The 22,220-nt window shown below is 66.0% G+C and carries 24 protein-coding genes; all 24 read left to right on the top strand.

What is annotated here, in order from left to right; all coding sequences use genetic code 11:
* The first annotated feature begins 31 nt into the window (after positions 1-31).
* The 24 genes from IFJ75_RS07660 (at position 32) to IFJ75_RS07545 (ending at position 22,138) form a co-directional block, all read left to right on the top strand.
* Complete coding sequence (locus IFJ75_RS07660) at positions 32-1,210, top strand: NADH-quinone oxidoreductase subunit D (protein WP_225897098.1); 1,179 nt, start codon at positions 32-34, stop codon at positions 1,208-1,210.
* On the top strand, positions 1,210-1,608 hold the full coding sequence (locus IFJ75_RS07655) for a hypothetical protein (RefSeq protein ID WP_207931999.1): 399 nt from the start codon (positions 1,210-1,212) through the stop codon (positions 1,606-1,608). Before IFJ75_RS07660 ends, IFJ75_RS07655 begins: the two co-directional genes overlap by 1 nt.
* Entirely contained in the window at positions 1,605-2,279 is a 675-nt protein-coding gene (gene nuoE, locus IFJ75_RS07650) for an NADH-quinone oxidoreductase subunit NuoE (protein WP_207931998.1), read from the top strand. The genes IFJ75_RS07655 and nuoE overlap by 4 nt, the downstream gene beginning before the upstream one ends.
* Complete coding sequence (locus tag IFJ75_RS07645; protein ID WP_207931997.1) at positions 2,279-2,485, top strand: hypothetical protein; 207 nt, start codon at positions 2,279-2,281, stop codon at positions 2,483-2,485. Before nuoE ends, IFJ75_RS07645 begins: the two co-directional genes overlap by 1 nt.
* A complete protein-coding gene (locus tag IFJ75_RS07640) occupies positions 2,482-2,751 on the top strand; it encodes a hypothetical protein (protein WP_207931996.1) in 270 nt (89 codons plus the stop codon). The genes IFJ75_RS07645 and IFJ75_RS07640 overlap by 4 nt, the downstream gene beginning before the upstream one ends.
* A gap of 462 nt (positions 2,752-3,213) precedes the next feature.
* Positions 3,214-4,527 (top strand): NADH-quinone oxidoreductase subunit NuoF, encoded by a 1,314-nt coding sequence (gene nuoF, locus IFJ75_RS07635; RefSeq protein ID WP_207931995.1) that lies wholly within the window; start codon positions 3,214-3,216, stop codon positions 4,525-4,527.
* Between the two features lie 2 nt (positions 4,528-4,529).
* Positions 4,530-5,027, top strand: coding sequence for a hypothetical protein (locus tag IFJ75_RS07630; RefSeq protein ID WP_207931994.1), 498 nt, complete (start codon positions 4,530-4,532; stop codon positions 5,025-5,027).
* Positions 5,027-7,075 carry an NADH-quinone oxidoreductase subunit NuoG gene (gene nuoG / locus IFJ75_RS07625; RefSeq protein WP_207931993.1) on the top strand — a complete coding sequence of 683 codons (2,049 nt, stop codon included), beginning with the start codon at positions 5,027-5,029 and terminating at the stop codon, positions 7,073-7,075. Before IFJ75_RS07630 ends, nuoG begins: the two co-directional genes overlap by 1 nt.
* A gap of 12 nt (positions 7,076-7,087) precedes the next feature.
* The gene (gene nuoH / locus IFJ75_RS07620; RefSeq protein WP_207932520.1) at positions 7,088-8,152 is read left to right on the top strand and encodes an NADH-quinone oxidoreductase subunit NuoH; all 1,065 of its coding nucleotides are present in this window, start codon (positions 7,088-7,090) and stop codon (positions 8,150-8,152) included.
* A complete protein-coding gene (locus IFJ75_RS07615) occupies positions 8,152-8,370 on the top strand; it encodes a hypothetical protein (protein WP_207931992.1) in 219 nt (72 codons plus the stop codon). Before nuoH ends, IFJ75_RS07615 begins: the two co-directional genes overlap by 1 nt.
* Complete coding sequence (gene nuoI, locus IFJ75_RS07610; protein ID WP_207931991.1) at positions 8,367-8,858, top strand: NADH-quinone oxidoreductase subunit NuoI; 492 nt, start codon at positions 8,367-8,369, stop codon at positions 8,856-8,858. Before IFJ75_RS07615 ends, nuoI begins: the two co-directional genes overlap by 4 nt.
* 72 nt (positions 8,859-8,930) lie before the next feature.
* Positions 8,931-9,557 carry an NADH-quinone oxidoreductase subunit J gene (locus IFJ75_RS07605; protein WP_207931990.1) on the top strand — a complete coding sequence of 209 codons (627 nt, stop codon included), beginning with the start codon at positions 8,931-8,933 and terminating at the stop codon, positions 9,555-9,557.
* Positions 9,557-9,862, top strand: a complete 306-nt coding sequence (gene nuoK, locus IFJ75_RS07600) for an NADH-quinone oxidoreductase subunit NuoK (RefSeq protein WP_207931989.1) — start codon at positions 9,557-9,559, stop codon at positions 9,860-9,862. The genes IFJ75_RS07605 and nuoK overlap by 1 nt, the downstream gene beginning before the upstream one ends.
* Positions 9,863-9,870: 8 nt before the next feature.
* Positions 9,871-11,967, top strand: a complete 2,097-nt coding sequence (gene nuoL / locus IFJ75_RS07595) for an NADH-quinone oxidoreductase subunit L (protein WP_207932519.1) — start codon at positions 9,871-9,873, stop codon at positions 11,965-11,967.
* Positions 11,968-11,969: 2 nt separating this feature from the next.
* Positions 11,970-13,454 carry an NADH-quinone oxidoreductase subunit M gene (locus IFJ75_RS07590; RefSeq protein ID WP_207931988.1) on the top strand — a complete coding sequence of 495 codons (1,485 nt, stop codon included), beginning with the start codon at positions 11,970-11,972 and terminating at the stop codon, positions 13,452-13,454.
* A 7-nt stretch (positions 13,455-13,461) separates the two neighbouring features.
* A complete protein-coding gene (gene nuoN, locus IFJ75_RS07585; RefSeq protein ID WP_207931987.1) occupies positions 13,462-14,907 on the top strand; it encodes an NADH-quinone oxidoreductase subunit NuoN in 1,446 nt (481 codons plus the stop codon).
* Positions 14,908-14,911: 4 nt separating this feature from the next.
* On the top strand, positions 14,912-15,688 hold the full coding sequence (locus IFJ75_RS07580) for a biotin--[acetyl-CoA-carboxylase] ligase (protein ID WP_207931986.1): 777 nt from the start codon (positions 14,912-14,914) through the stop codon (positions 15,686-15,688).
* The gene (locus IFJ75_RS07575) at positions 15,685-16,464 is read left to right on the top strand and encodes a type III pantothenate kinase (protein WP_207932518.1); all 780 of its coding nucleotides are present in this window, start codon (positions 15,685-15,687) and stop codon (positions 16,462-16,464) included. Before IFJ75_RS07580 ends, IFJ75_RS07575 begins: the two co-directional genes overlap by 4 nt.
* Positions 16,465-18,141 carry a ribonuclease J gene (locus IFJ75_RS07570; RefSeq protein ID WP_207931985.1) on the top strand — a complete coding sequence of 559 codons (1,677 nt, stop codon included), beginning with the start codon at positions 16,465-16,467 and terminating at the stop codon, positions 18,139-18,141. It abuts the gene before it with no gap.
* A gap of 95 nt (positions 18,142-18,236) precedes the next feature.
* Positions 18,237-18,485: a hypothetical protein gene (locus tag IFJ75_RS07565; RefSeq protein ID WP_207931984.1), complete on the top strand. Its 249-nt coding sequence runs from the start codon at positions 18,237-18,239 to the stop codon at positions 18,483-18,485.
* Positions 18,485-18,736: a DUF1467 family protein gene (locus tag IFJ75_RS07560; protein ID WP_207931983.1), complete on the top strand. Its 252-nt coding sequence runs from the start codon at positions 18,485-18,487 to the stop codon at positions 18,734-18,736. Before IFJ75_RS07565 ends, IFJ75_RS07560 begins: the two co-directional genes overlap by 1 nt.
* Before the next feature lie 78 nt (positions 18,737-18,814).
* Positions 18,815-20,128, top strand: a complete 1,314-nt coding sequence (gene proS, locus IFJ75_RS07555; RefSeq protein WP_207931982.1) for a proline--tRNA ligase — start codon at positions 18,815-18,817, stop codon at positions 20,126-20,128.
* Positions 20,125-21,444, top strand: coding sequence for a lipoprotein-releasing ABC transporter permease subunit (locus IFJ75_RS07550; RefSeq protein ID WP_225897043.1), 1,320 nt, complete (start codon positions 20,125-20,127; stop codon positions 21,442-21,444). The genes proS and IFJ75_RS07550 overlap by 4 nt, the downstream gene beginning before the upstream one ends.
* Positions 21,437-22,138 (top strand): ABC transporter ATP-binding protein, encoded by a 702-nt coding sequence (locus tag IFJ75_RS07545; protein ID WP_207931981.1) that lies wholly within the window; start codon positions 21,437-21,439, stop codon positions 22,136-22,138. Before IFJ75_RS07550 ends, IFJ75_RS07545 begins: the two co-directional genes overlap by 8 nt.
* Positions 22,139-22,220: the final 82 nt, after the last annotated feature.

Raw genomic sequence — 22,220 nt, 5'->3', positions numbered from 1 at the left:
CCTGGACCAACGCACCTCGCATGCGAAGGAGATGGACGACCGCAAGTTCACCATCAATTTCGGCCCGCAACACCCGGCCGCGCACGGCGTGCTGCGTCTGGTGCTGGAACTGGACGGCGAGGTCGTCGAACGCGTCGATCCGCACATCGGCCTGCTGCACCGCGGCACCGAGAAGCTGATGGAGTCGCGGACCTATCTGCAGAACATCCCGTATTTCGACCGGCTGGACTATGTCTCGCCGATGAACCAGGAGCACGCCTTCTGCCTGGCCATCGAGCGGCTGCTGGGCGTCGAGGTGCCGTATCGCGGCCAGCTGATCCGGGTTCTGTACTGCGAGATCGGCCGCATTCTGAACCACATCATGAACGTGACGACCCAGGCGCTCGACGTCGGGGCTCTGACCCCGCCGCTGTGGGGCTTCGAGCAGCGCGAACAACTGATGGTCTTCTACGAGCGGGCCTGCGGCGCGCGCCTGCACGCCAACTACTTCCGCCCCGGCGGCGTCCATCAGGACCTGCCGATGGCCCTGATCGACGACATCGACCGCTGGTGCAAACAGTACCCGGGCAAGCTCGCCGATCTGGAAGCCCTGGTCACCGAGAACCGCATCTACAAGCAGCGTAACGTCGACATCGCCGTCGTCACCAAGGAACAGGCCCTGCAATGGGGCTTCACCGGCGTGATGCTGCGCGGCTCCGACATCGCCTGGGACCTGCGTCGCTCGCAGCCCTACGAATGCTACGCCGATCTCGATTTCGATATCATCGTCGGCAAGAACGGCGACTGCTGGGACCGCTACCTCTGCCGCATCGAAGAGATGAAGCAGTCGGTCCACATCATGGAACAGTGCATCCACAAGCTCCGCAACTGCCCGGGCGAACCGGTCATGAGCGAAGACAACAAGGTCGTTCCGCCTCGCCGTGGCGAGATGAAGCGGTCGATGGAATCCCTGATCCACCACTTCAAGCTCTACACCGAGGGCTTCAAGACCCCGGTCGGCGAGGTCTATGCCGCCGTCGAGGCGCCCAAGGGCGAGTTCGGCGTCTATCTGGTCTCGGACGGCACCAACAAGCCGTACCGCTGCAAGATCTCGGCCCCCGGCTTCCGCCACCTCCAGGCCATGGACTGGATGAACCGAGGCCACATGCTGGCCGACGTCTCCGCCATCCTGGGTTCGCTCGACATCGTCTTCGGCGAGGTCGACCGGTGATGGGTTTTTCGGTGGATCCTGTCTTCACGCAGCTGCAGTTCGTCGCCTTCGCGGCGCTGCTGTCGCTTGGCGTGGCGATCCAGTTCGCCTTTTCGCCCAAGCGCCGTGCGGTGATGGGCAACATCAAATTCCTGCTGGCCGACGCGCTGAGGACGGCGCCGTCGATCGCGGGCGTGACCCTGGTGCGCGGTGCGTACCGGGCGGGATATCTGAATGAGGGCAGGGGCTTCATCGAAGCCAATCTGCGCTCGATCGTATGGATGAGCGGCGCGATCCTCGCCGGTCAGGTGGCGGTGCGGTTCGTTCCGCCGATGTCCTGGCTGGCGCGCGATCTGCGCCTCGCGGGCCGCGCCGTCTGGAGCGAGCGCCTGGGTCGCTGGATGGGAAGCAATCGATGAGCGTGCGTCGTCTCGCAAAAGTTCAGCCTGAATCCTTCGCCTTCTCCAAGGCGACGATGACCAAGGCCCAATGGTGGATCAAGAAATACCCCGACGACCGCAAGCAGTCGGCGGTGATCCCGATCCTGTGGCTGGTGCAGAAGCAGGAAGGCTGGGTGTCCGAGCCCGCCCTGCGCGCCATCGCCGAACTGCTGGGCATGGCCTACATCCGGGTGCTGGAGGTCGCGACCTTCTACACCATGTTCATGCTCGAGCCAGTCGGCTCGGCCGCCCTGATCCAGGTCTGCGGCACGACGCCCTGCATGCTGCGCGGTGCCGGCGACCTGATGAAGGTCTGCAAGGACCGCATCGGCCCGAAACAGACCCTGTCCGCCGACGGTAAATTCTACTGGGAAGAGGTCGAGTGCCTGGGCGCCTGCGTCAACGCCCCGATGGCCATGGTCAACGACTACTACCATGAAGACCTGACCGCCGCCGACATGAACCAGATCATCGACGACTTCGCGGCCGACAAGACGCCGAAGCCCGGTCCGTACGTCGACCGCGTCAACTCGGCGCCGGAGGGCGGGGCCCAGACCCTGCTCGATCCCAAGCTCTACGACGGCTCGGCCGCCGTCAAGATCACGAAGCTGCCGAACTCCGACCCCGCGCCCGAGAAGGCGCCGGCCTGATGTCGAAGACCGATCCGAAATCGCCGAAGGCGCTGCAGGGAAGCGGCGTCGCTTTCATGGGCGCCGGTGCGGCTTTCATGGCGATCGGTGCGACCAATCACAAGCTGCTGGCCTTCCTCGGCGTCGGCGGCGCCTTTCTGGCCATCGGCGCGAGCTTCCTCGCCAGGGCGAAAAAGGCTGACAAGACAGGGGAGGGCGACAAATGAGCCTTCCAGACCTCAACACCGACGAGGGTCGTCTGGCCTACCGCAAGGAGCTGCGGCGCGTGGCCTGGCCGATCCGTATGGCCGGCTTCCTGCTGATCGTCCTCGGCGGTCTGCTGGCTTTGGGCGCGCGCACGAACACGCTCGGTCTCGACAACGGCGTCATGCCCGTCGCCTACGCCGCCCTTGCCCTCGGCTGGGTGCTGTTCCTGGCGGCGATCATTATCCGCACCCGTCACCACAAGCGCCGTCTGGCGGAGGGGCTGTGATGTCCCTGCATCAGACGAACACGGATCGACTCCGTATGGTCAAGCTGTCGTGCCATTGTCGGCAAGACGAACGATGCTCTCTGGTCAGTCAGGACCAGGGGATAGGGCATGGCCGAACGGAAACCCGGCAAACGCGGGCGTGCGCCCGCTCGGCCGTCGAAAACGCGACGGCGCGCCGCCGCCTTCCTCGCCAATCTGCTCGGCGTCCTGGGGATGACCGCGGGCGGGCACGCCCGTCCGGAAACCCCGCAATCATCGCAACCCGTGCCTTCGCGACCGGCGCCTTCGCCGTCGCCTTCCCCTGTTTCTCAGCCGACCGGCCCCGTTGATGCCCCTGAACGCCCATCGCCTTCTCCAAATCAAACGCCTGTCCTCGGCGAGCGCGACCGTCGCGACCGCCGAAGCGAGCTCTCACGTTCCCGGCTGTGGCGACCGGATCCACCTGGTTGGGGAGGCGGCCCGATGATCGGCATGCTTGAAGACAAGGATCGCATCTTCACCAACCTGTACGGGCTCCAGGACTGGGGCCTCGAGGGCGCGAAGAACCGAGGCTGCTGGAACGCGACCAAGGACATGTTGGACATGGGCCGCGACTGGCTCATCACCAACGTCAAGAACTCGGGCCTGCGCGGCCGCGGCGGCGCCGGCTTCTCGACCGGCCTGAAGTGGTCCTTCATGCCGAAGGAGCTCAAGGATCGGCCGCACTACCTCGTCGTCAACGCCGACGAATCCGAGCCCGGCACCTGCAAGGACCGGGAGATCATGCGCCATGATCCCCACCTGCTGATCGAAGGCTGCCTGATCGCCTCCTTCGCGATGCAGGCCCACGCCTGCTACATCTATCTGCGCGGCGAATACGTCCTCGAGCGTGAGCGGATGGAGGCTGCGGTCAAGCAGGCCTATGAGGCCAGGCTGATCGGCAAGAACAACGTCCACGGCTGGGACTTCGACGTCTATATCCACCACGGCGCCGGCGCCTACATCTGCGGCGAAGAGACCGCCCTGCTGGAAAGCCTGGAAGGCAAGAAGGGCCAGCCGCGCCTGAAGCCGCCGTTCCCGGCCGGCGCGGGTCTGTACGGCTGCCCGACCACGGTGAACAACGTCGAATCCATCGCCGTCGTGGGCACCATCCTGCGTCGCGGCGCCGACTGGTTCGCCGGCTTCGGCCGTCCGAACAACACCGGCACCAAGCTGATGTCGATCTCGGGCCATGTGAACCGCCCGTGCAATGTCGAGGAGTCGATGTCGATCCCGCTGCGTCAGCTGCTGGAAGAGCATTGCGGCGGCGTGCGCGGCGGCTGGGCCAATCTGAAGGCGGTCATCCCGGGCGGGGTCTCAGTGCCCCTGATCACCCGCGAGATGTCCGAAACCGCCCTGATGGACTTCGACTCCCTGCGTGAAATGCGCTCGGGCCTCGGCACCGCGGCGGTCATCGTCATGGACAATGACACCGACCTGGTGAAGGCCATCGCCCGCATCAGCTATTTCTACAAGCACGAGAGCTGCGGCCAGTGCACGCCGTGCCGCGAAGGCACCGGCTGGATGTGGCGCGTGCTTGAACGCATGGCGATCGGCGAGGCGGATCCGTCCGAGATCGACCTGCTGCTCGACGTCGCCGGTCAGGTCGAAGGCCACACCATCTGCGCCCTCGGCGACGCCGCGGCCTGGCCCGTCCAGGGCCTGATCCGGCACTTCCGTCACGAGATCGAGGACCGCATCCAGCAGTACCGCACCCGCCGCGCGAACTTCGCCGGCCACGCGATCGCGGCGGAGTAACGATGAGGGCAGCGATCATCATCGCTGGAGGACTTCTCGGTCTGGCCGCCTGCGGTCAGCCCGCGGAGAAGGCTGCGCCCAAGGCGTCGGCGACGGCTCCGGCCGCCGTCGCAGCCTCGGACGCCGCGACAGCGCCGACCGGTCCGCTGTCGGCCGTGGATTTGCGCCGCGTGTGCCGCGCGGGTCTGGCCGCCATCCATGGTCAGGAGCCGGACGCCATCCAGATCACCGGTCTGGAAGGCTCGGTCGTCAACGCCCAATGGCCCGCGCCGGTCGACGGCGGCCTGATGAAGGCCCAGTGCCGCACCGACGGTCCGCTGCTGACCTGGAAGCCGGTGGATCTGCCCGATCCCGCCGACAATCGCTGGATGAACCAGTCCGGCGACCCCGCAAACACCTTCGCCGTCAAAGGCGACGTCGTGACGGTCACCCAGACCTTCCCCGACGGTACGAACCAACAGTCGGACCTCACGGTCCCTGCGAGTAAAGAGGCCGCCTGATGCCCGTCGCCAAGGTCAACGGCGTAGAAACCGAATTTGAGCCCGGCATGACCGTGCTGCAGGTCGCCGAGCGCGCCGGGCATGAGATCCCGCGCTTCTGCTACCACGAGCGGCTGTCGATCGCCGGCAACTGCCGCATGTGCCTTGTCGAGGTGAAGCCCGGACCGCCGAAGCCGCAGGCCTCGTGCGCCCTGCCGGCCGCCGAGAACCAGGAGATCTTCACCGACACCCCCATGGTCAAGAAGGCCCGCGAAGGGGTGATGGAGTTCCTGCTCATCAACCACCCGCTGGATTGCCCGATCTGCGACCAGGGCGGCGAATGCGACCTGCAGGACCAGTCGGTCGGCTACGGCCGCGACGGCTCGCGCTATTCCGAGAACAAGCGCGCCGTCGAAGAAAAGAACATGGGTCCGACGGTCAAGACCTTCATGACCCGGTGCATCCAGTGCACCCGCTGCGTCCGCTTCATCTCCGAGATCGCGGGCGTGCCCGACATCGGCATGATCTCGCGCGGCGAGGACGCCGAGATCACGACGTACCTCGAGAAGAACGTCGACTCGGAACTGTCGGGCAACGTCAACGACCTGTGCCCGGTCGGCGCCCTGACCCACCGCCCGTGGCAGTACCACTACCGCCCGTGGGAGCTGAAGAAGACCGAGACCATCGACGTCATGGACGCCCTGGGCTCGAACATCCGCGCCGACTCCAAGGGCGCCGAGGTCATGCGCGTCCTGCCGCGCGTCAACGAGGGCATCAACGAGGAGTGGCTGACCGACAAGAGCCGCTACGTCGTCGACGGCCTGCAGAAGCGCCGCCTGGACCGCCCCTACATCCGTGAAAACGGCAAGCTGCGCGCCGCGACCTGGGAAGAGGCCCTGAACGCCGTCGCCGCGAAGCTGAAGGCCGCCCCCGCCAACCGCATCGGCGCCATCGCGGGCGACCTGCAGGACGCCGAGGGCATGAAGGCGACGCTGGACCTGTTCCGCGCGCTCGGCTCGGCCAATACCGACTGCCGTCAGGACGGTTCCTCGCTGGGTTACGGCCCGCGCGAGAGCTGGCTGTTCAACTCCAGCCTGATCGGGATCGAACAGGCCGACGCGGTCCTGCTGGTGGGCGTGAACCCGCGCACCGAGGCCCCGCTGCTGAACACCCGCCTGCGCAAGATCTGGCTGGCCGGCAAGGCCGAGATCGGCGTGATCGGCGAACAGGCCGACCTGACCTATCCCTACAGCTATCTCGGCGCCGGTTCGAAGACCCTGGGCAAGCTGCCCAAGGTCGCGATCGACACCCTTACCAAGGCCCAGCGTCCGGCCATCATCGTCGGCGGCGACGCCCTGTCGGGCGACAACGGCGAGGCCGTCCTGAACGCCCTGGGCGCCCTGGCGAAGAAGGTCGGCGTCATCGCTGACGGCTGGAACGGCTTCAACGTCCTGCACCACGCCGCCTCGCGCGTCGGCGGTCTGGACATGGGCTTCGTGCCCGGCGAAGGCGGCCTGACGGTCGCCGACATGCTCAAGCCGGACGCGCTGGACGTGCTGTTCCTGCTGGGCGCCGACGAGGTCAACGCCACGGCGTCGAACGCCTTCCGCGTCTATCTGGGCAGCCACGGCGACAACGGGGCCCATGGCGCCGACGTCATCCTGCCGGGCGCCGCCTACACCGAGAAGTCGGGCCTGTACGTCAACACCGAGGGCCGGGTGCAGATGGCCGAACGGGTCGTCTTCCCCAAGGGCGACGCCAAGGAAGACTGGGCCATCCTGCGCGCCCTGTCGGCCAGGGTCGGTCAGACCCTGCCGTACGACACCCTGGACCAGCTGCGCACGAAGCTGATGGGCGACCATCCGACCTTCGGCCGCATCGACGCCCTGCCGACCCCGTCGACTTTCGATCCCTCGGCTCTGGGCAAGAAGGGCGATCTCGGCGATACGGCCTTCGCCTCGGCCGTGGCCGATCCCTACCTCAACAATCCGATCGCGCGCGCCAGCGACACGATGGTCGAGCTGTCCGCCCTGCGGTCGGCCCCGGCCGCGGCAATGGCGGCGGAATAACCCATGGACCCGATGTCTTTCTGGACCACACCCCTCGGCTGGTTCCTGGCCACCACGGGCGCCGTGCTGCTCGTCACCGTCGGCGTTCTGATCGCCGTGGCCTTCCTGCTGCTCGCCGACCGCAAGATCTGGGCGGGCATCCAGATGCGCAAAGGCCCCAACGTCGTGGGTCCCTTCGGCCTGCTTCAGTCCTTCGCGGACATGATCAAGTTCGTCCTGAAGGAAGTGGTCGTCCCGGCCGGCGCCGACAAGGCGGTCTTCCTGCTGGCCCCGATCATCACCGTGATCACCGCCTTCATCACCTGGGCGGTCATTCCGTTCGCCCCGGGCTGGGTCATCTCCGACCTGAACGTCGGCATCCTGTACATCTTCGCCATCTCGTCGCTGGGCGTGTACGGCATCATCATGGGCGGCTGGGCTTCGAACTCGAAGTATCCGTTCCTCGGCTCGCTGCGTTCGGCGGCCCAGATGGTCTCCTATGAAGTCTCCATCGGCCTGGTGATCATCAACGTCATCCTGCTGGCCGGTTCGATGAACCTCAGCGAGATCGTGACCCAGCAGCAGGGATGGATCTGGAACTGGTTCGCCTTCGGCGGCGGGGCAGGGAGCTGGCCCACCATCGTGATCATGTTCCCGATGCTGATCGTCTTCTTCGTCTCGGCCCTGGCCGAGACCAACCGCCCGCCGTTCGACCTTCCCGAAGCGGAATCCGAACTCGTGGCCGGCTATCAGGTCGAATATTCCTCGACCCCGTACCTGCTGTTCATGATGGGCGAGTACGTGAACATCATCTTCATGTGCGCCATGATCAGCATCCTGTTCTGCGGCGGCTGGAACCCGGGCTTCCCGATCGACTTCGCGGCCGACTGGAATCCCTTCCTCGTCAACTTCCTGCTGTTCCTGGTGCTCTTCGCCAAGATCGTCTTCTGGTTCTTCATGTTCGCCGTGGTGAAGGGCTTCGTGCCCCGCTACCGCTACGACCAGCTGATGCGCCTGGGCTGGAAGATCTTCCTGCCGACCTCACTGGTCGCCGTCGTCGGCGTCTCGGCCTGGCGCGTCTTCGCGATGGGGGCGTGATGCGTATGGCCGCAGCCATTATCCTCGCCGCCTCCACCGGCGCCTGCGCCTTCCCGCAGCCCTACGAAGCCGATCCGACCTCGGTCTACGGCTGGCAGCGCCGCCAGGACGACATCCAGCGCCGTGAAGACGAGCGCCAGCGCCTCTGCGCCATCATGAACAAGGACAGCGATCGCTACAAACGCGATTGCACCCGTCCGGGAGACCCCATCCGATGATCGCCCGACTGATCCAGACCGCGAAAGGCGCGCTTCTGCTCGACGCCTTCGGCGCCGTCGGCCTGACCGTGCGCGAGATGTTCCGTCCGAAGATGACGGTCAACTACCCGTTCGAGCGCAACCCGCAGTCGCCGCGCTTCCGCGGCGAGCACGTCCTGCGCCGCTACGCCAACGGCGAAGAACGCTGCATCGCCTGCAAGCTGTGCGAGGCCATCTGCCCGGCGCAAGCCATCACCATCGAGGCCGAACCGCGCGCCGACGGCAGCCGCCGCACGACCCGCTACGACATCGACATGGTCAAATGCATCTACTGCGGCCTGTGCCAGGAGGCCTGCCCGGTGGACGCCATCGTCGAGGGACCGAACTCCGAGTTCGCCACCGAGACGCGTGAGGAACTCTATTTCGACAAGCAACGCCTGCTCGAAAACGGCGACCGCTGGGAACGGCAGATCGCGAAGAATCTGGAACTCGACGCGCCTTATCGCTAAGGCGCAACTCGCTTAAACGGACCTGCGATTCACGGATCGCGGTTCAGGACGGAAAGGGGCGCTGGGCCCATCATGCTGCAAGGCATAGCCTTCTATCTGCTGGCGACGGTCGCCGTGGTCTCTGGCCTTCTGGTCGTGACCATGAAGAACCCTGTGCACAGCGTGCTCTTCCTCATCCTCGCCTTCTTCTCGTCGGCGGGACTGTTCGTGCTGCTGGGCGCCGAGTTCCTGGCCATGCTGCTGGTCGTGGTCTACGTCGGCGCGGTGGCGGTGCTGTTCCTGTTCGTCGTCATGATGCTGGACGTCGACTTCGTCGGTCTGCGCGAGGGCTTCGCCCGCTACATGCCGATCGCCGTCATCGTGGCGACCATCCTGCTGATCGAGATGATCATGATCACCTCGGCGGTCGTGACCGGCGGGGCAGGGGCCCAGGCCCGTGACGTTCTCGTGGCCACGCCGGAAACCTCGAACATCGAGGCCATCGGCCGGGTGCTCTACACCGACTATATCTACTTCTTCCAGGCGGCCGGGATCGTGCTGCTGATCGCGATGATCGGCGCCATCGTCCTGACCCTGCGCCACAAGCCGGGCGTCCGCCGCCAGAAGATCCACGACCAGGTCACGCGCGACGCCAAGACCGCGATCGAGATCAAGGGCGCCGCTTCGGGCGCGGGTCTGAACCCCGAGGAGCTTCGCTGATGATCGGTCTGCACGCCTATCTCGTGGTTGCCGCCATGCTGTTCACCATCGGGGTGTTCGGCATCTTCGTGAACCGCAAGAACGTCATCATCATCCTGATGTCGATCGAGCTGATCCTGCTCGCCGTGAACATCAATTTCGTCGCCTTCTCGACCTATCTGCATGACGTGCAGGGGCAGATCATGGCGATGTTCGTCCTGACGGTCGCCGCCGCGGAGGCCGCCGTCGGCCTCGCCATCCTGGTGACCTTCTTCCGTAACCGCGGCGACATCGCCGTGGACGACGCTTCGGTCATGAAGGGCTGATCGTGAACCTGCACTTGCTCGTCACTCTCGGCGTTTTCGCCCCGCTTCTGGGCGCCGCCATCGCCGGCTTCTTCGGTCGCCGCATCGGGAACATCCCGTCGCAGATCGTCACGACCGGTCTGCTGTTCTTCGCCTGCGCCGTGGCCTGGACCGTCTTCGGCCAGTGGACCTGGGGCCATCTCGAGCCCTTCACCGTCCAGATCGCGCCCTTCATCACCGTGGGCGACTTCAAGTCGGTCTGGTCGATCCGCATCGACGCCCTGTCGGCGACCATGCTGATCGTGGTGACCAGCGTCTCGTCGCTCGTCCACCTCTACAGCTGGGGCTATATGTCGGAAGACGACAGCCGCCCGCGCTTCTTCGCCTATCTGTCGCTGTTCACCTTCGCCATGCTGGCGCTGGTCACCGCCGCCGACTTCATGCAGCTGTTCTTCGGCTGGGAAGGGGTGGGCCTGGCCTCCTATCTGCTGATCGGCTTCTGGTTCAAGAAGTCGACCGCGTCGGCTGCCGCCATCAAGGCCTTCGTCGTCAACCGTGTCGGCGACTTCGGCTTCGCGCTCGGCATCATCACCGTCTTCTGGATGTTCGGTACGATCAACTTCGCCGAACTGTTCCCGATGATCGCGGGCAAGGCCGGCACGACCTGGGAGTTCCTGGGCCATGACTGGTCGGCGATCGACCTGGCCGCCTTCCTCCTGTTCATCGGCGCGATGGGCAAGTCGGCGCAGTTCTTCCTGCACACCTGGCTTCCCGACGCCATGGAAGGCCCGACGCCTGTGTCGGCCCTGATCCACGCGGCGACCATGGTCACCGCCGGCGTCTATATGGTCTGCCTGCTGTCGCCGATCTTCGAATACGCCCCGACCGCCTCGCTGATCGTGGCCATCGTCGGCGCCATCACGGCCCTGTTCGCCGCGACCGTCGGCATGATGCAGAACGACATCAAGCGGGTCATCGCCTACTCGACCTGTTCGCAGCTGGGCTACATGTTCTTCGCCGCCGGCGTCGGCGCCTACCAGGGCGCCATGTTCCACCTGTTCACCCACGCCTTCTTCAAGGCCCTGCTGTTCCTGGGCGCCGGTTCGGTGATCCACGGCATGCATCACGAGCAGGACATGCGGAAGATGGGCGGCCTGTGGAAGCTGCTGCCGATCACCTATGCCGTCATGGTCATCGGCACGATCGCCATCACCGGCCTGGGTATCCCCGAAGTGGGCGGTTTCGCAGGCTTCTACTCCAAGGACTCGATCATCGAGAGCGCCTTCGCCGCGGCCTCCAGCGGCCATTCGCCGGCCGGCTATTTCGCCTTCTTCATCGGCATCATGGCGGCGGGTCTGACCAGCTACTATTCGTGGCGTCTGATCTTCATGACCTTCCACAACAAGCCCCAGTGGACGGAAGAGGCCTTGGCCGCGCACGACGATCACGGCCACGCCGACGATCACGCCTCGCACGCCCAGATCGAGACCCACTCCGAGCCGGACGGTCACGACGCTCACGACGATCACGCTCACGACGATCACCACCACGGCCCGTTGCACCCGCACGAGAGCCCCTGGGTCATGGTCGTGCCGCTGCTGCTGCTGTCGGTCGGCGCCGTCTTCGCGGGCATGGTCTTCGCCCCGAACTTCATCGGTCACCACGAGCACGAGTTCTGGCGCGGAGCCATCTTCACCGGCGCCCACAACCACGTCCTGCACGAGAGCCACGAGGTTCCGATGTGGGTGAAGCTGTCGCCTCTGGTCCTGACCATCCTGGGCGCCCTGATCGCCTTCTGGATCTACGTCCTCAAGGAAGGCGTCGCGAAGATGTGGGCCGAACAGAAGAGCCCCGTCTGGGCCTTCCTCTACAACAAATGGTACTTCGACGAGCTGTATGACGCTGTCTTCGTCAAGGGCACGAAGGCCCTGGGCGACTTCTTCTGGAAGATCGGCGACGTGAAGATCATCGACGGCCTGGGCCCCAACGGCGCCGCCTGGTCCTCGCTCAAGTCCGCGAGCTGGCTGTCGAAGTTCCAGTCGGGGTACGTCTACTACTATGCGTTCGTGATGTTGGTCGGTGTCGCCGGCTTCCTCGCCTTCGCTCTCTATGCGTTCGGAGGCTGACCGTGCCCGCAATCCTGAGCATCGTCACCTTCCTGCCGCTGGTCGGGGCCCTCGTGCTCCTGGCCGCGCGGTTCACGCAGAAGTCTGCTGACGCCGCCGCGCCGCTGGCGCGCTGGATCGCCCTCATCACCACCCTGGCCACCTTCGCGGTGTCCATCGTGCTGGTGATGTCGTTCGATCCGTCGAACACGGCCTATCAGTTCGTCGAGCTGCACAAATGGTTCGCCGGGGCGACCTATCATCTGGGCGTCGACGGGATCTCGATCCTGTTCGTCCTGCTGACGGCCTTCCTGCTGCCGATCTGTATCGTGTCGAGCTGGAAGTCGATCGAGACGCGCGTCGTCGAATATATGATCGCCTTCCTGGTGCTGGAGACCCTGGTCATCGGCGTGTTCACGTCGCTGGACCTGTTCCTCTTCTACATCTTCTTCGAGGGCACCCTGGTCCCGATGTTCCTGATCATCGGCATCTGGGGCGGGGCGAACCGGATCTACGCCTCGTACAAATTCTTCCTCTACACCCTGCTGGGGTCGGTTCTGATGCTGCTGGCCATGCTGTGGATGGCCTACTACGCCGGCACCACCAGCATTCCGGAGCTCAAGGCCTTCCGCTTCCCGGCCGAGTTCCAGCCGCTGCTATGGCTCGCCTTCTTCGCTTCCTTCGCGGTGAAGATGCCGATGTGGCCGGTCCACACCTGGCTGCCCGACGCCCACGTCCAGGCGCCCACGGCGGGTTCGGTCATCCTGGCCGGCATCCTGCTGAAGCTGGGCGGATACGGCTTCATCCTGTTCAACGTGCCGATGTTCCCCATCGCCTCGCAGATGTTCCAGCCGTTCGTGATGACCCTGTCGGTCATCGCCATCGTCTACACCTCGCTGGTCGCCTTCCGTCAGACCGACATCAAGAAGCTGATCGCCTATTCGTCGGTGGCCCACATGGGCTTCGTGACCATGGGCATCTTCGCCGGCAACGCGCAGGGCATGCAGGGCGCCGTCTTCCAGATGCTGAGCCACGGCCTGATCTCGGGCGCGCTCTTCCTCTGCGTCGGCGTGGTCTATGACCGGATGCACACCCGCGAGATCAGTTTCTACGGCGGCCTGACCGCGCGCATGCCCTGGTATGCGGCCATCTTCCTGATGTTCACCATGGCCAATGTCGGTCTGCCGGGCACCTCGGGCTTCGTCGGCGAAATCCTGACCATGACCGGCGGCTATCAGGCCGCGACCTGGGTGGCCTTCGTCGCCGCCTCGGGCGTGATCTTCTCGGCCGTCTACGCCCTGACGCTGTACCGCAACGTCATGTTCGGCGAGATCGTCAATCCGGCGCTGGCGGATATCAAGGACATCGACAAGCGCGAGCTGCTGATCTTCGTCCCGCTGATCGTCGGCACCATCTGGCTGGGCGTGCAGCCCGACCTGGTGCTCAACTATACCGCCGCCTCCGTCGACGCCGTCGTGGGCGTCTATCGCGCCGCGATCGGCGGGTGAGATAACAATGCCTGATCTGTCCTCCGCTCTCCATCTCGCCGCCCCGGAGCTTACGCTCGCCATCGGCGGTCTGGTCCTTCTCGTGCTCGGCGCCTTCATCGGCGAGAAGAGCGCGCGTCTGATCTCGATCCTGTCGGTCGCCCTGCTGATCGCCGCCGCGGCCATCGCCGCGACCGGCCCGCTCGGCGCGGCCTTCCACGGCGCCTATGTGGCGGACCCGCTGGCCGTCTACGCCAAGGTGGTCATCTACCTCTGCTCGGCGGTGGCGGTGATCCTCGGCGGCGGCTGGATGCAGCGCACCAAGATCGCCAAGTTCGAATATCCGATCCTGATCGTCCTGGCCTCGGTCGGGATGAGCATGATGGCCTCGTCGGGCGACCTTATCTCGCTCTACGTCGGCATCGAGCTGCACTCGCTGGCCCTCTACGTCCTCGCCGCCTTCCACCGCGACGACCTCAAGGCCTCGGAAGCCGGCCTGAAGTATTTCGTCCTCGGTGCCCTGTCGTCGGGCCTGCTGCTGTACGGCGCCAGCCTGATCTACGGCTTCACCGGCTCTATGCGCTTCGAGGACATCGCCGCCGTGGCGTCCGGCGACAACGTCGGCGCAGGCCTGATCTTTGGTCTCGTCTTCCTGATCTCGGGTCTGGCCTTCAAGGTCTCGGCCGCGCCGTTCCACATGTGGACGCCCGACGTCTACGAAGGCGCCCCGACCCCGGTCGTCGCCCTGTTCGCCACGGCCCCCAAGGTCGCGGCCATGGTCCTGATCGTCCGCGTCCTGGACGGCGCCTTCATCGGCATCCACGACCAGTGGGCCCAAGTGCTGGTGCTGATCGCCCTGATCTCGTTCGCGGTCGGTTCGTTCGGCGGTCTGGCCCAGAAGGACATCCAGCGCCTGCTGGCCTATTCCTCGATCATCAACATCGGCTACGCCCTGCTGGGCATCGCCGCCGGCACCACGGTCGGCGTCCAGGCCATGCTGATGTTCATGACCCTCTATGTCATCGACCAGTTCGGCTTCTTCGCCCTGATCCTGTCGCTGGGCAAAGGCGGCAAGCCGATCCGCAAGATCGCCGACCTCGCCGGCCTGAAGAAGACCCGCCCGGTCACGACGGTGGCCATCACCGTCCTGTCGCTGTCGGTGCTGGGCATGCCCCCGTTCTCGGGCTTCTGGGGCAAGTTCTACGTCTTCGGCGCGGCGGCGAGCGCGGGCTACTGGATGGTGGCGGCGGCGGGCCTCGTGGCCTCGGTCGTGGCGGCTTTCTACTATCTGCGCATCATCAAGCTGATGTGGTTCGACGCGCCGCTGGACGAGGTCGGCGCCGACGCCGCTCCGGTGGAGTCGCAGTGGATCGGCTGGGCCTGCGCGGCCTTCTCCTTCCCCGTCGTGATCGTCGGCCTGATCTATCTCGAGCCCTTGGCCAAGGCCGCGGCCGCCGGCTTCGGAGCCGGGTAGGGCGGTGACGCCCCCACCGATCCTGCTGCTCGAAGAGACGGATTCCACCAATGCCGAGGCCCGTCGCCGGGCCGAGGCGGGCGAGGCCGGTCCCCTGTGGATCGTCGCCCGCCGCCAGACCGCCGGGCGCGGCCGGCGCGGGCGCGAGTGGGTGTCCGAGACGGGCAACCTCTACGCCACCCTGCTGATCACCACGCGCAAGCCTCCGGCCGAGGCGGCTCAGGTGACCTTCGTCGCTGCCCTGGCCGCCGCCGATCTGGTCTGCGAACTGGTGCCGCCGCCGCTGGTGACGATCAAATGGCCCAATGACGTGATGGTCGAGGCCGACAAACTGGTCGGCATCCTGGTCGAGTCAGGCCCGCATGAGGCCGGCGGCCCCAACGCTGGAATGCTCTGGCTGGCCGTCGGCATCGGCGTTAATTTGACTGAGGCCCCGACCGGCACCGAACGCCCGGCCACCGCCGTGGCCGACCACCTGAAGGCGGACGTCCATTCGACTCCCCGGATCGAGGACGCCGCCGAAATTCTCGCCGGTCATTTCGCCATCTGGATGGAGCGTTGGGAGACCCTGGGCTTCCAGCCGGTGCTCGACGCCTGGATCGGCCGCGCCCGGGGCCTCGACGGTCCCTGCACGGCGCGGCTGGGCCATGAGACGCTGGAGGGCATGGCCGAAGGAGTCGAGGCCGACGGCGCCCTGCGTCTGCGCCTGCCGGACGGTCATCTGCGCCTGATCTCGGCCGGGGACGTCTTCTTCGGTTCGCCCAGGGGAGGGCAGGGCTGATGCTGCTGGCCATCGAACAGGGCAACACCAATACGCTCTTCGCCATCCACAACGGCGCCGACTGGATCGCCCAATGGCGCACGGCGACCGAGGCCAATCGCACGGCCGACGAATACGCCGTCTGGCTGAGCCAGTTGCTGCACATGCATGCCCTGTCGTTCGACGACCTGACCGGCTGCATCATCTCCAGCGTCGTGCCCCAGTCGATCTTCAACCTGAGGAACCTGTCGCGCCGCTATATGAACGCCGAACCCCTGGTCATCGGCGAGAATGCGAAGCTGGGCATCGAGGTGCGGATCGCCAAGCCCTCGGAGGCCGGCGCCGACCGTCTGGTCAACGCCATCGGGGCCCATCTGGTGTATCCGGGCGACCTGCTCTTGATCGACAGCGGCACCGCCACCACTTTCGACATTGTAGCGGCCGACGGCGCCTTCGAGGGCGGCCTGATCGCCCCGGGCATCAATCTGTCGCTGCAGGCCCTGCACGAAGCCGCCGCGAAACTGCCTCGCATCGCCATCCAGAAGCCGGAGAGGGTGATCGGCAAGGACACGGTCGCCGCCATGCAATCGGGCGTTTTCTGGGGCTATATCGCCCTCATCGAGGGACTGGTGTCCCGCATCAAGTCCGAGTGGGCGGCGCCGATGACGGTCGTCGGCACCGGCGGCGTCGCCTCTTTGTTCGAGGGCGCCACAACAGCCATTGACCGGTTCGATCCGGACCTGACCATCCGCGGCCTGCTGGAAATCTGGCGCCGCAATACTGATTTGAAAGACTGAATGAAAAAATCGACCAACGACGAACTCGTCTTCCTGCCGCTGGGCGGCTCGAACGAGATCGGCATGAACCTCAACTGCTACGGCTATGGGCCGGAGCATGATCGTCAATGGATCATCGCCGACGTCGGCGTGACCTTCGGCGACCCCTCGACGCCCGGCATCGACGTGATCGTGCCCGATCCGTCCTTCCTCGAGGGCGAGAAGATCCGCGGCATCGTCCTGACCCACGCCCATGAGGACCATATCGGGGCCCTGGGCTGGCTGTGGACCCGCATGAAGGCCCCGCTTTATGCCACGCCCTTCACCGCCTTCCTGATCCGCGAGAAGCTGCGCGAAGCCGGCATTCTGAACCAGGTCAAGATTCATGAGGTGCCGCTGAACGGGACCATCGATCTGGGTCCGTTCCAGGTCCAGATGATCACCATGACCCACTCGATCGCCGAGCCGAACGGGCTGGCCATCCGCACGCCCCTGGGCACGGTGTTCCACACCGGCGACTGGAAGATCGATGACGGCCCGGTCGTGGGCGAGGTCACCGACGCCAAGGCCATCACCGCGCTCGGGGACGAGGGCGTGCTGGCCATGGTCTGCGACAGCACCAACGTCTTCTCCGAAGGCTCGGCCGGGTCCGAGACCGGCGTCGCCGAAGAGCTGGACAAGCTGATCGGCAGCCTGAAGCACGGCCGCATCGCGGTGGGCTGTTTCGCCTCCAACGTCGCCCGCATGGACAGCGTTATCCGGGCGGCCGAAAAGCACGGCCGCCGGATCTTCCTGGCCGGCCGCTCGATGAACCGCATCACCTCGGCCGCCAAGCACGTCGGCATGCTGTCCGATGTGAAGAAATTCCTGTCCGACGAGGAGGCCCGCGTCTGGCCCGCCGACGAGATCCTGTATCTCTGCACCGGCAGCCAGGGCGAACAGAACGCGGCCCTGGCCCGCGTCGCCTCGGGCACCCACCCGACGGTCAAGCTGGGCCGCGGCGACCACTGCATCTTCTCGGCCCGGGTCATTCCCGGCAACGAGCTGTCCATCGGCCGTCTGCAGGACCGCCTCGCCGAGCGCGGCGTGCGGCTCTACACCGAGAAGGATCACCCGGGCATCCACGTCTCGGGCCACCCGTGCCGTGACGAGCTGCGCCAGATGTACGCCTGGGCGCGGCCGCAGATCGCCGTCCCGACCCACGGCATGCGCCGCCACATCGCCGAGCACGCCCTGTTCGCGACCGAGCTGGGCGTTCCCGAGACCGTGACGCCGCGCAACGGCGACATGGTGCGTCTGGCCCCCGGACCGGCGGCCATCATCGACGAGGTGCCGAACGGCCGCCTGTTCGTCGACGGCGGCATGCTGGTGCCGGAACAGGGCGAGGCCCTGCGGGAACGCCGCCACGCCTCGACCAACGGGGTGATCGTGGTCTCCTTCGCCATGGACCGTCGCGGCAAGATCGTCTCGGACATCGACGTGCGCGGCATCGGCCTTCCGGGGGATGACGAAAGCCCGCTGGGCGAGGCCCTGGACGAACTGGCCGAGCGCGCCGAACAGGCGGTCAACAGCCTGAAAGGCGACGCCCGCGAGGACGACACCGTCGTAGAACAGGCTGTGGCCCGGGTTCTCAAGAAGGCCTCGCAGCAGATCTGGGACCGTCGGCCCATCGTCGAGACGGTGATCCTGCGTCTCTGAACGTGATTTGCGATCACGGCATTTGCGATCACCGGATTTGCGATCCTTGGGGCGCGGCGTAAGGTCGCGCCCTGGAGATCGGGGAAAGCCCACGTATGACCCTTCGCACCCTGGCGGTCCTGACCGTGCTGGCCACGGTCGGCCTGTCGGTCGACGCCTGCCATGACGGCGCCGGCAAGCGCACCGAGACGACCCAGATCCGCATCACCGGCACGCCCAAGGCGGGCCATGTCGCCCCCGCGCGCCACCAGCCTGAAAAGCCCGCCGATGAGGCCGCGCCCGCAACTGGCTCGAAAGGGCGAAGCGGGGTAGGGGCTGGGTCGACCGCGTCCCAGGAGTCCTGATGCCCATCGGCCCGATCACCATGACCGCCATCTATCTGACCATCTGGTGGACGGTGCTGTTCTGTGTTCTGCCGCTCGGCATGTCGCAGGAGGATCAGGCCCCGCCGACCGACGGCGGCCAGTGGGGCGCGCCGAAGACGCCCAATCTGAAGAAGAAATTCATCACCACCACCTGGGTCTCGGCCATCGTCTGGGCCGTCACCATGGTGATCATCTTCACCGGCTGGCTGCCGCTGCCGAAACTCGGCTGAAGAACCGCAGGGTTCGCCTAGCTTTTGCCCCGCCGTCCCGGCTAAAGCTCAGGTCTGATTGACCACGCGGATTCTGCCATGCGCCTGTCGCGCTATTTCCTGCCCACGCTCAAAGAAGCGCCCTCCGACGCCCAGATCGTCTCGCACCAGCTGATGCTGCGCGCGGGCATGATCAAACAGGAAGCCGCCGGCATCTATGCCTGGCTGCCGCTGGGCCTGCGCGTCCTGAACCGGATCGAGCAGATCGTGCGCGAGGAGCAGGAGCGGGCGGGCGCCGTCGAGCTCTTGATGCCGACGCTGCAACTGGCCGACCTGTGGCGCGAAAGCGGCCGCTACGACGCCTATGGCCCGGAGATGCTGCGCATCACCGACCGCCACGAGCGAGAGCTGCTCTACGGACCGACCAACGAAGAGATGGTCACCGACATCTTCCGTGGCTTCGTGAAGTCCTACAAACAGCTGCCGCTGAACCTGTTCCACATCCAGTGGAAATTCCGCGACGAGCGCCGTCCCCGCTTCGGCGTCATGCGCGGCCGCGAGTTCCTGATGAAGGACGCCTATTCGTTCGACATCGACGAGGCCTCGGCCCGCAAGGCCTATAACCGCATGTTCGCGGCCTATCTGAACACCTTCGCCCGCATGGGTCTGAAGGCCGTGCCGATGCGCGCCGACACCGGCCCGATCGGCGGCGACCTGTCCCACGAGTTCATCGTTCTGGCCGACACGGGCGAAAGCCAGGTCTTCTGCGACAAGCGTCTGGTCGAGATGGCCCCGCCCGGAAACGACGTCGACTGGAACGACCTGCAGTCCGTCTTCGACGAGCGCACGGCGCTGTATGCCGCCACCGAGGAGATGCACGACGCCGGCGCCTTCGAGGCCGGCACGCCGGAAGAGAACCGCCTGACCGCCCGCGGTATTGAGGTCGGCCACATCTTCTACTTCGGCACCAAATACTCGGCCCCGATGAAAGCCAAGGTCGCCGGGCCGGACGGCAAGGACACCGAGGTCCATATGGGCTCCTACGGCGTCGGGGTGTCGCGTCTGCTGGGCGCGATCATCGAGGCCAGCCACGACGAGGGCGGCATCATCTGGCCGGACGCCGTCGCCCCGTTCGACGTGGTGGTGATCAATCTGCGCGTCTCGGACGAGGGCGTGAACGCCGCCTGCGAGGAGGCCGTCGCCAAGCTCGAGGCCTCGGGCAAGGACGTCCTCTATGACGACACCGACGAGCGTCCGGGCGGCAAGTTCGCCACGGCCGACCTGATCGGCGTGCCTTGGCAACTGACCATCGGGCCCAAGGGTCTGGCCGACGGCGTCGTCGAGCTGAAGCGCCGCGCCACCGGCGAAAAGCAGACGGTTCCGCTGGCCCAGGCGCTGGAGATCATCGGTTGAGCGATACGCCCTCTGTCCTCGGGGAGGCCGACCTGAAGCCCGTGAAGCCGGCCGGGCCATTCTCCCGTTGGGAGTTCGCCCTGGCCCTTCGCTATCTGCGGCCCAAGCGCAAGGAAGGCTGGGTCGCCTTCATCGCCATCATCAGCTTCCTGTCGACCATGGCCTCGGTCTTCGCCCTGATCGTGACGCTCAGCATCATGTCGGGCTTCCGGTCCGAGCTGCTCAACCGGATGCTCAGCTTCAACGGCCATATGTATGTCTCGGGTCAGGTGCTCAACGCGCCCGATCGCGAACAGGCCCTGGCCCGGATCAAGGCCGTGCCCGGCGTGGTCAGCGCCGACCCCCTGATCGAGACCCAGGCTCTGGTCCAGGGCGGCGGCCAGACGACCGGCGCCATCGTGCGCGGCCTGAAGCCCTCCGACCTGGCTTCGATGCAATATGTCTACAAGAGCCTGTCGCCCGAGGCCCGCGCGGCCTTCGGTCAGGGCGCCTACGGCGGCAACCGTGTTCTGGTCGGCCAGACCCTGCTGGACCAGCTCGGCCTGCGGGTCGGCGATCCGATCACCATCTTCTCGCCCTCGGGCGCCGACAGCGCCTTCGGCAATCTCGGCGGCCTGTCCAAGACCTACTACGTCGGCGGCGCCTATTCCTCGGGCACGGCCGACTACGACCGGGCCTTCATGTTCATGCCGCTGGAACAGGCCCAGCTCTTCTTCGGCAAGGAGGGCGTCTGGGACGTCATCGAGCTGAAGGTCGCCAATCCCGATCAGGTCCAGACCTATACCGACGCCGTGCGCGAGGCGGCGGGCAGGGGAGCATTGGTCACCGACTGGACCGTGCGTCTGGCCGCCTTCTGGGGCGCGCTGAAGGTCGAGCGGGTGGCCATGAGCATCATTCTGGCCCAGCTCGGCATCATGGCCGCGCTCAACATCATCGTCGGCATCGTCATGCTGGTGAAGAACAAGACCAAGGACATCGCCATCCTGCGCACCGTGGGTTCGACCCAGTCGTCGATCCTGCGCATCTTCTTCCTGGCGGGGATGATGATCGGGGTGACCGGTCTGGTCGTCGGCCTGGTCCTCGGCCTCGTCTTCTGCCTGAACATCGGCGCGATCCAGCACTTCATCGAAGGGATCACCGGGGTCCAGCTGTTCAACGCCGACGTCTATATGCTGGACGCCATCCCGGCCAAGGTCGACCCGGCCGACGTGATCTGGATCTCGGGCTGGTCGCTGCTGCTGTCCTGCGTCGCCAGTCTGGTGCCGTCCTGGATCGCCGCCCGGATCGATCCCATCGAGGCCCTGCGCTATGAGTAATCCGGTCCTCAGCCTGCGCGGTATCGTCCGCACCTATACGACCGGCCAGGGCGAGCTGTCGGTGCTCAAGGGCGTCGATCTGGACGTTCGTCCCGGTGAGATCGTCGGCCTGATCGGGCCGTCGGGCTCGGGCAAGTCGTCGCTGCTGCACGCCGCCGGCCTGCTGGAGCGCCCGACCGAAGGTCAGGTCATTATCGGCGGCGAGGATGTCGGTCAGCTCGACGAGCGCGCCCGCACCCGCATCCGCCTCAGCCGCATCGGCTTCGTCTATCAGTTCCACCACCTGCTGCCCGAGTTCGACGCGCGCGACAATGTGGCCCTGCCGCTGCGTATCGCCGGTCATTCGGAGGCCGTGGCCCGCAAGGCGGCGGAGCAGGCCCTGGCCTCGCTCGGCCTTGGCGAGCGCCTCCTGCACCAGCCAGCCCAGATGTCGGGCGGGGAGCAGCAGCGCGTCGCCTTGGCTCGCGCACTGGCCAACAAGCCGCGCCTGCTTCTGGCCGACGAACCGACCGGCAACCTCGACCCGGCCACCAGCCAGACGGTGTTCGAGGCCCTGCACGACCTGGTCAAGACGACCGGCGTCGCCGCCCTGATCGCCACTCACAATATGGAGCTGGCCGGTCACATGGACCGCGTCTTCGCCCTGAAGGACGGCCATCTGGAAGAGCGTCCGGCCGAGAGCCAGACCTACTGATGTCGCCGCCGCCGCACGGCGGTTTGCGAGGGCTGGACAGGGCGCACACGGGCGGTCAACCTCAGGATTGAGCACGCTTTCG

It is taken from the genome of Brevundimonas goettingensis (genome assembly GCF_017487405.1).
Taxonomy (GTDB): Bacteria; Pseudomonadota; Alphaproteobacteria; order Caulobacterales; family Caulobacteraceae; genus Brevundimonas; species Brevundimonas goettingensis.
Note: the sequence above shows the minus strand (reverse complement) of the source record. Positions and strands in the feature narration are given on the sequence as shown.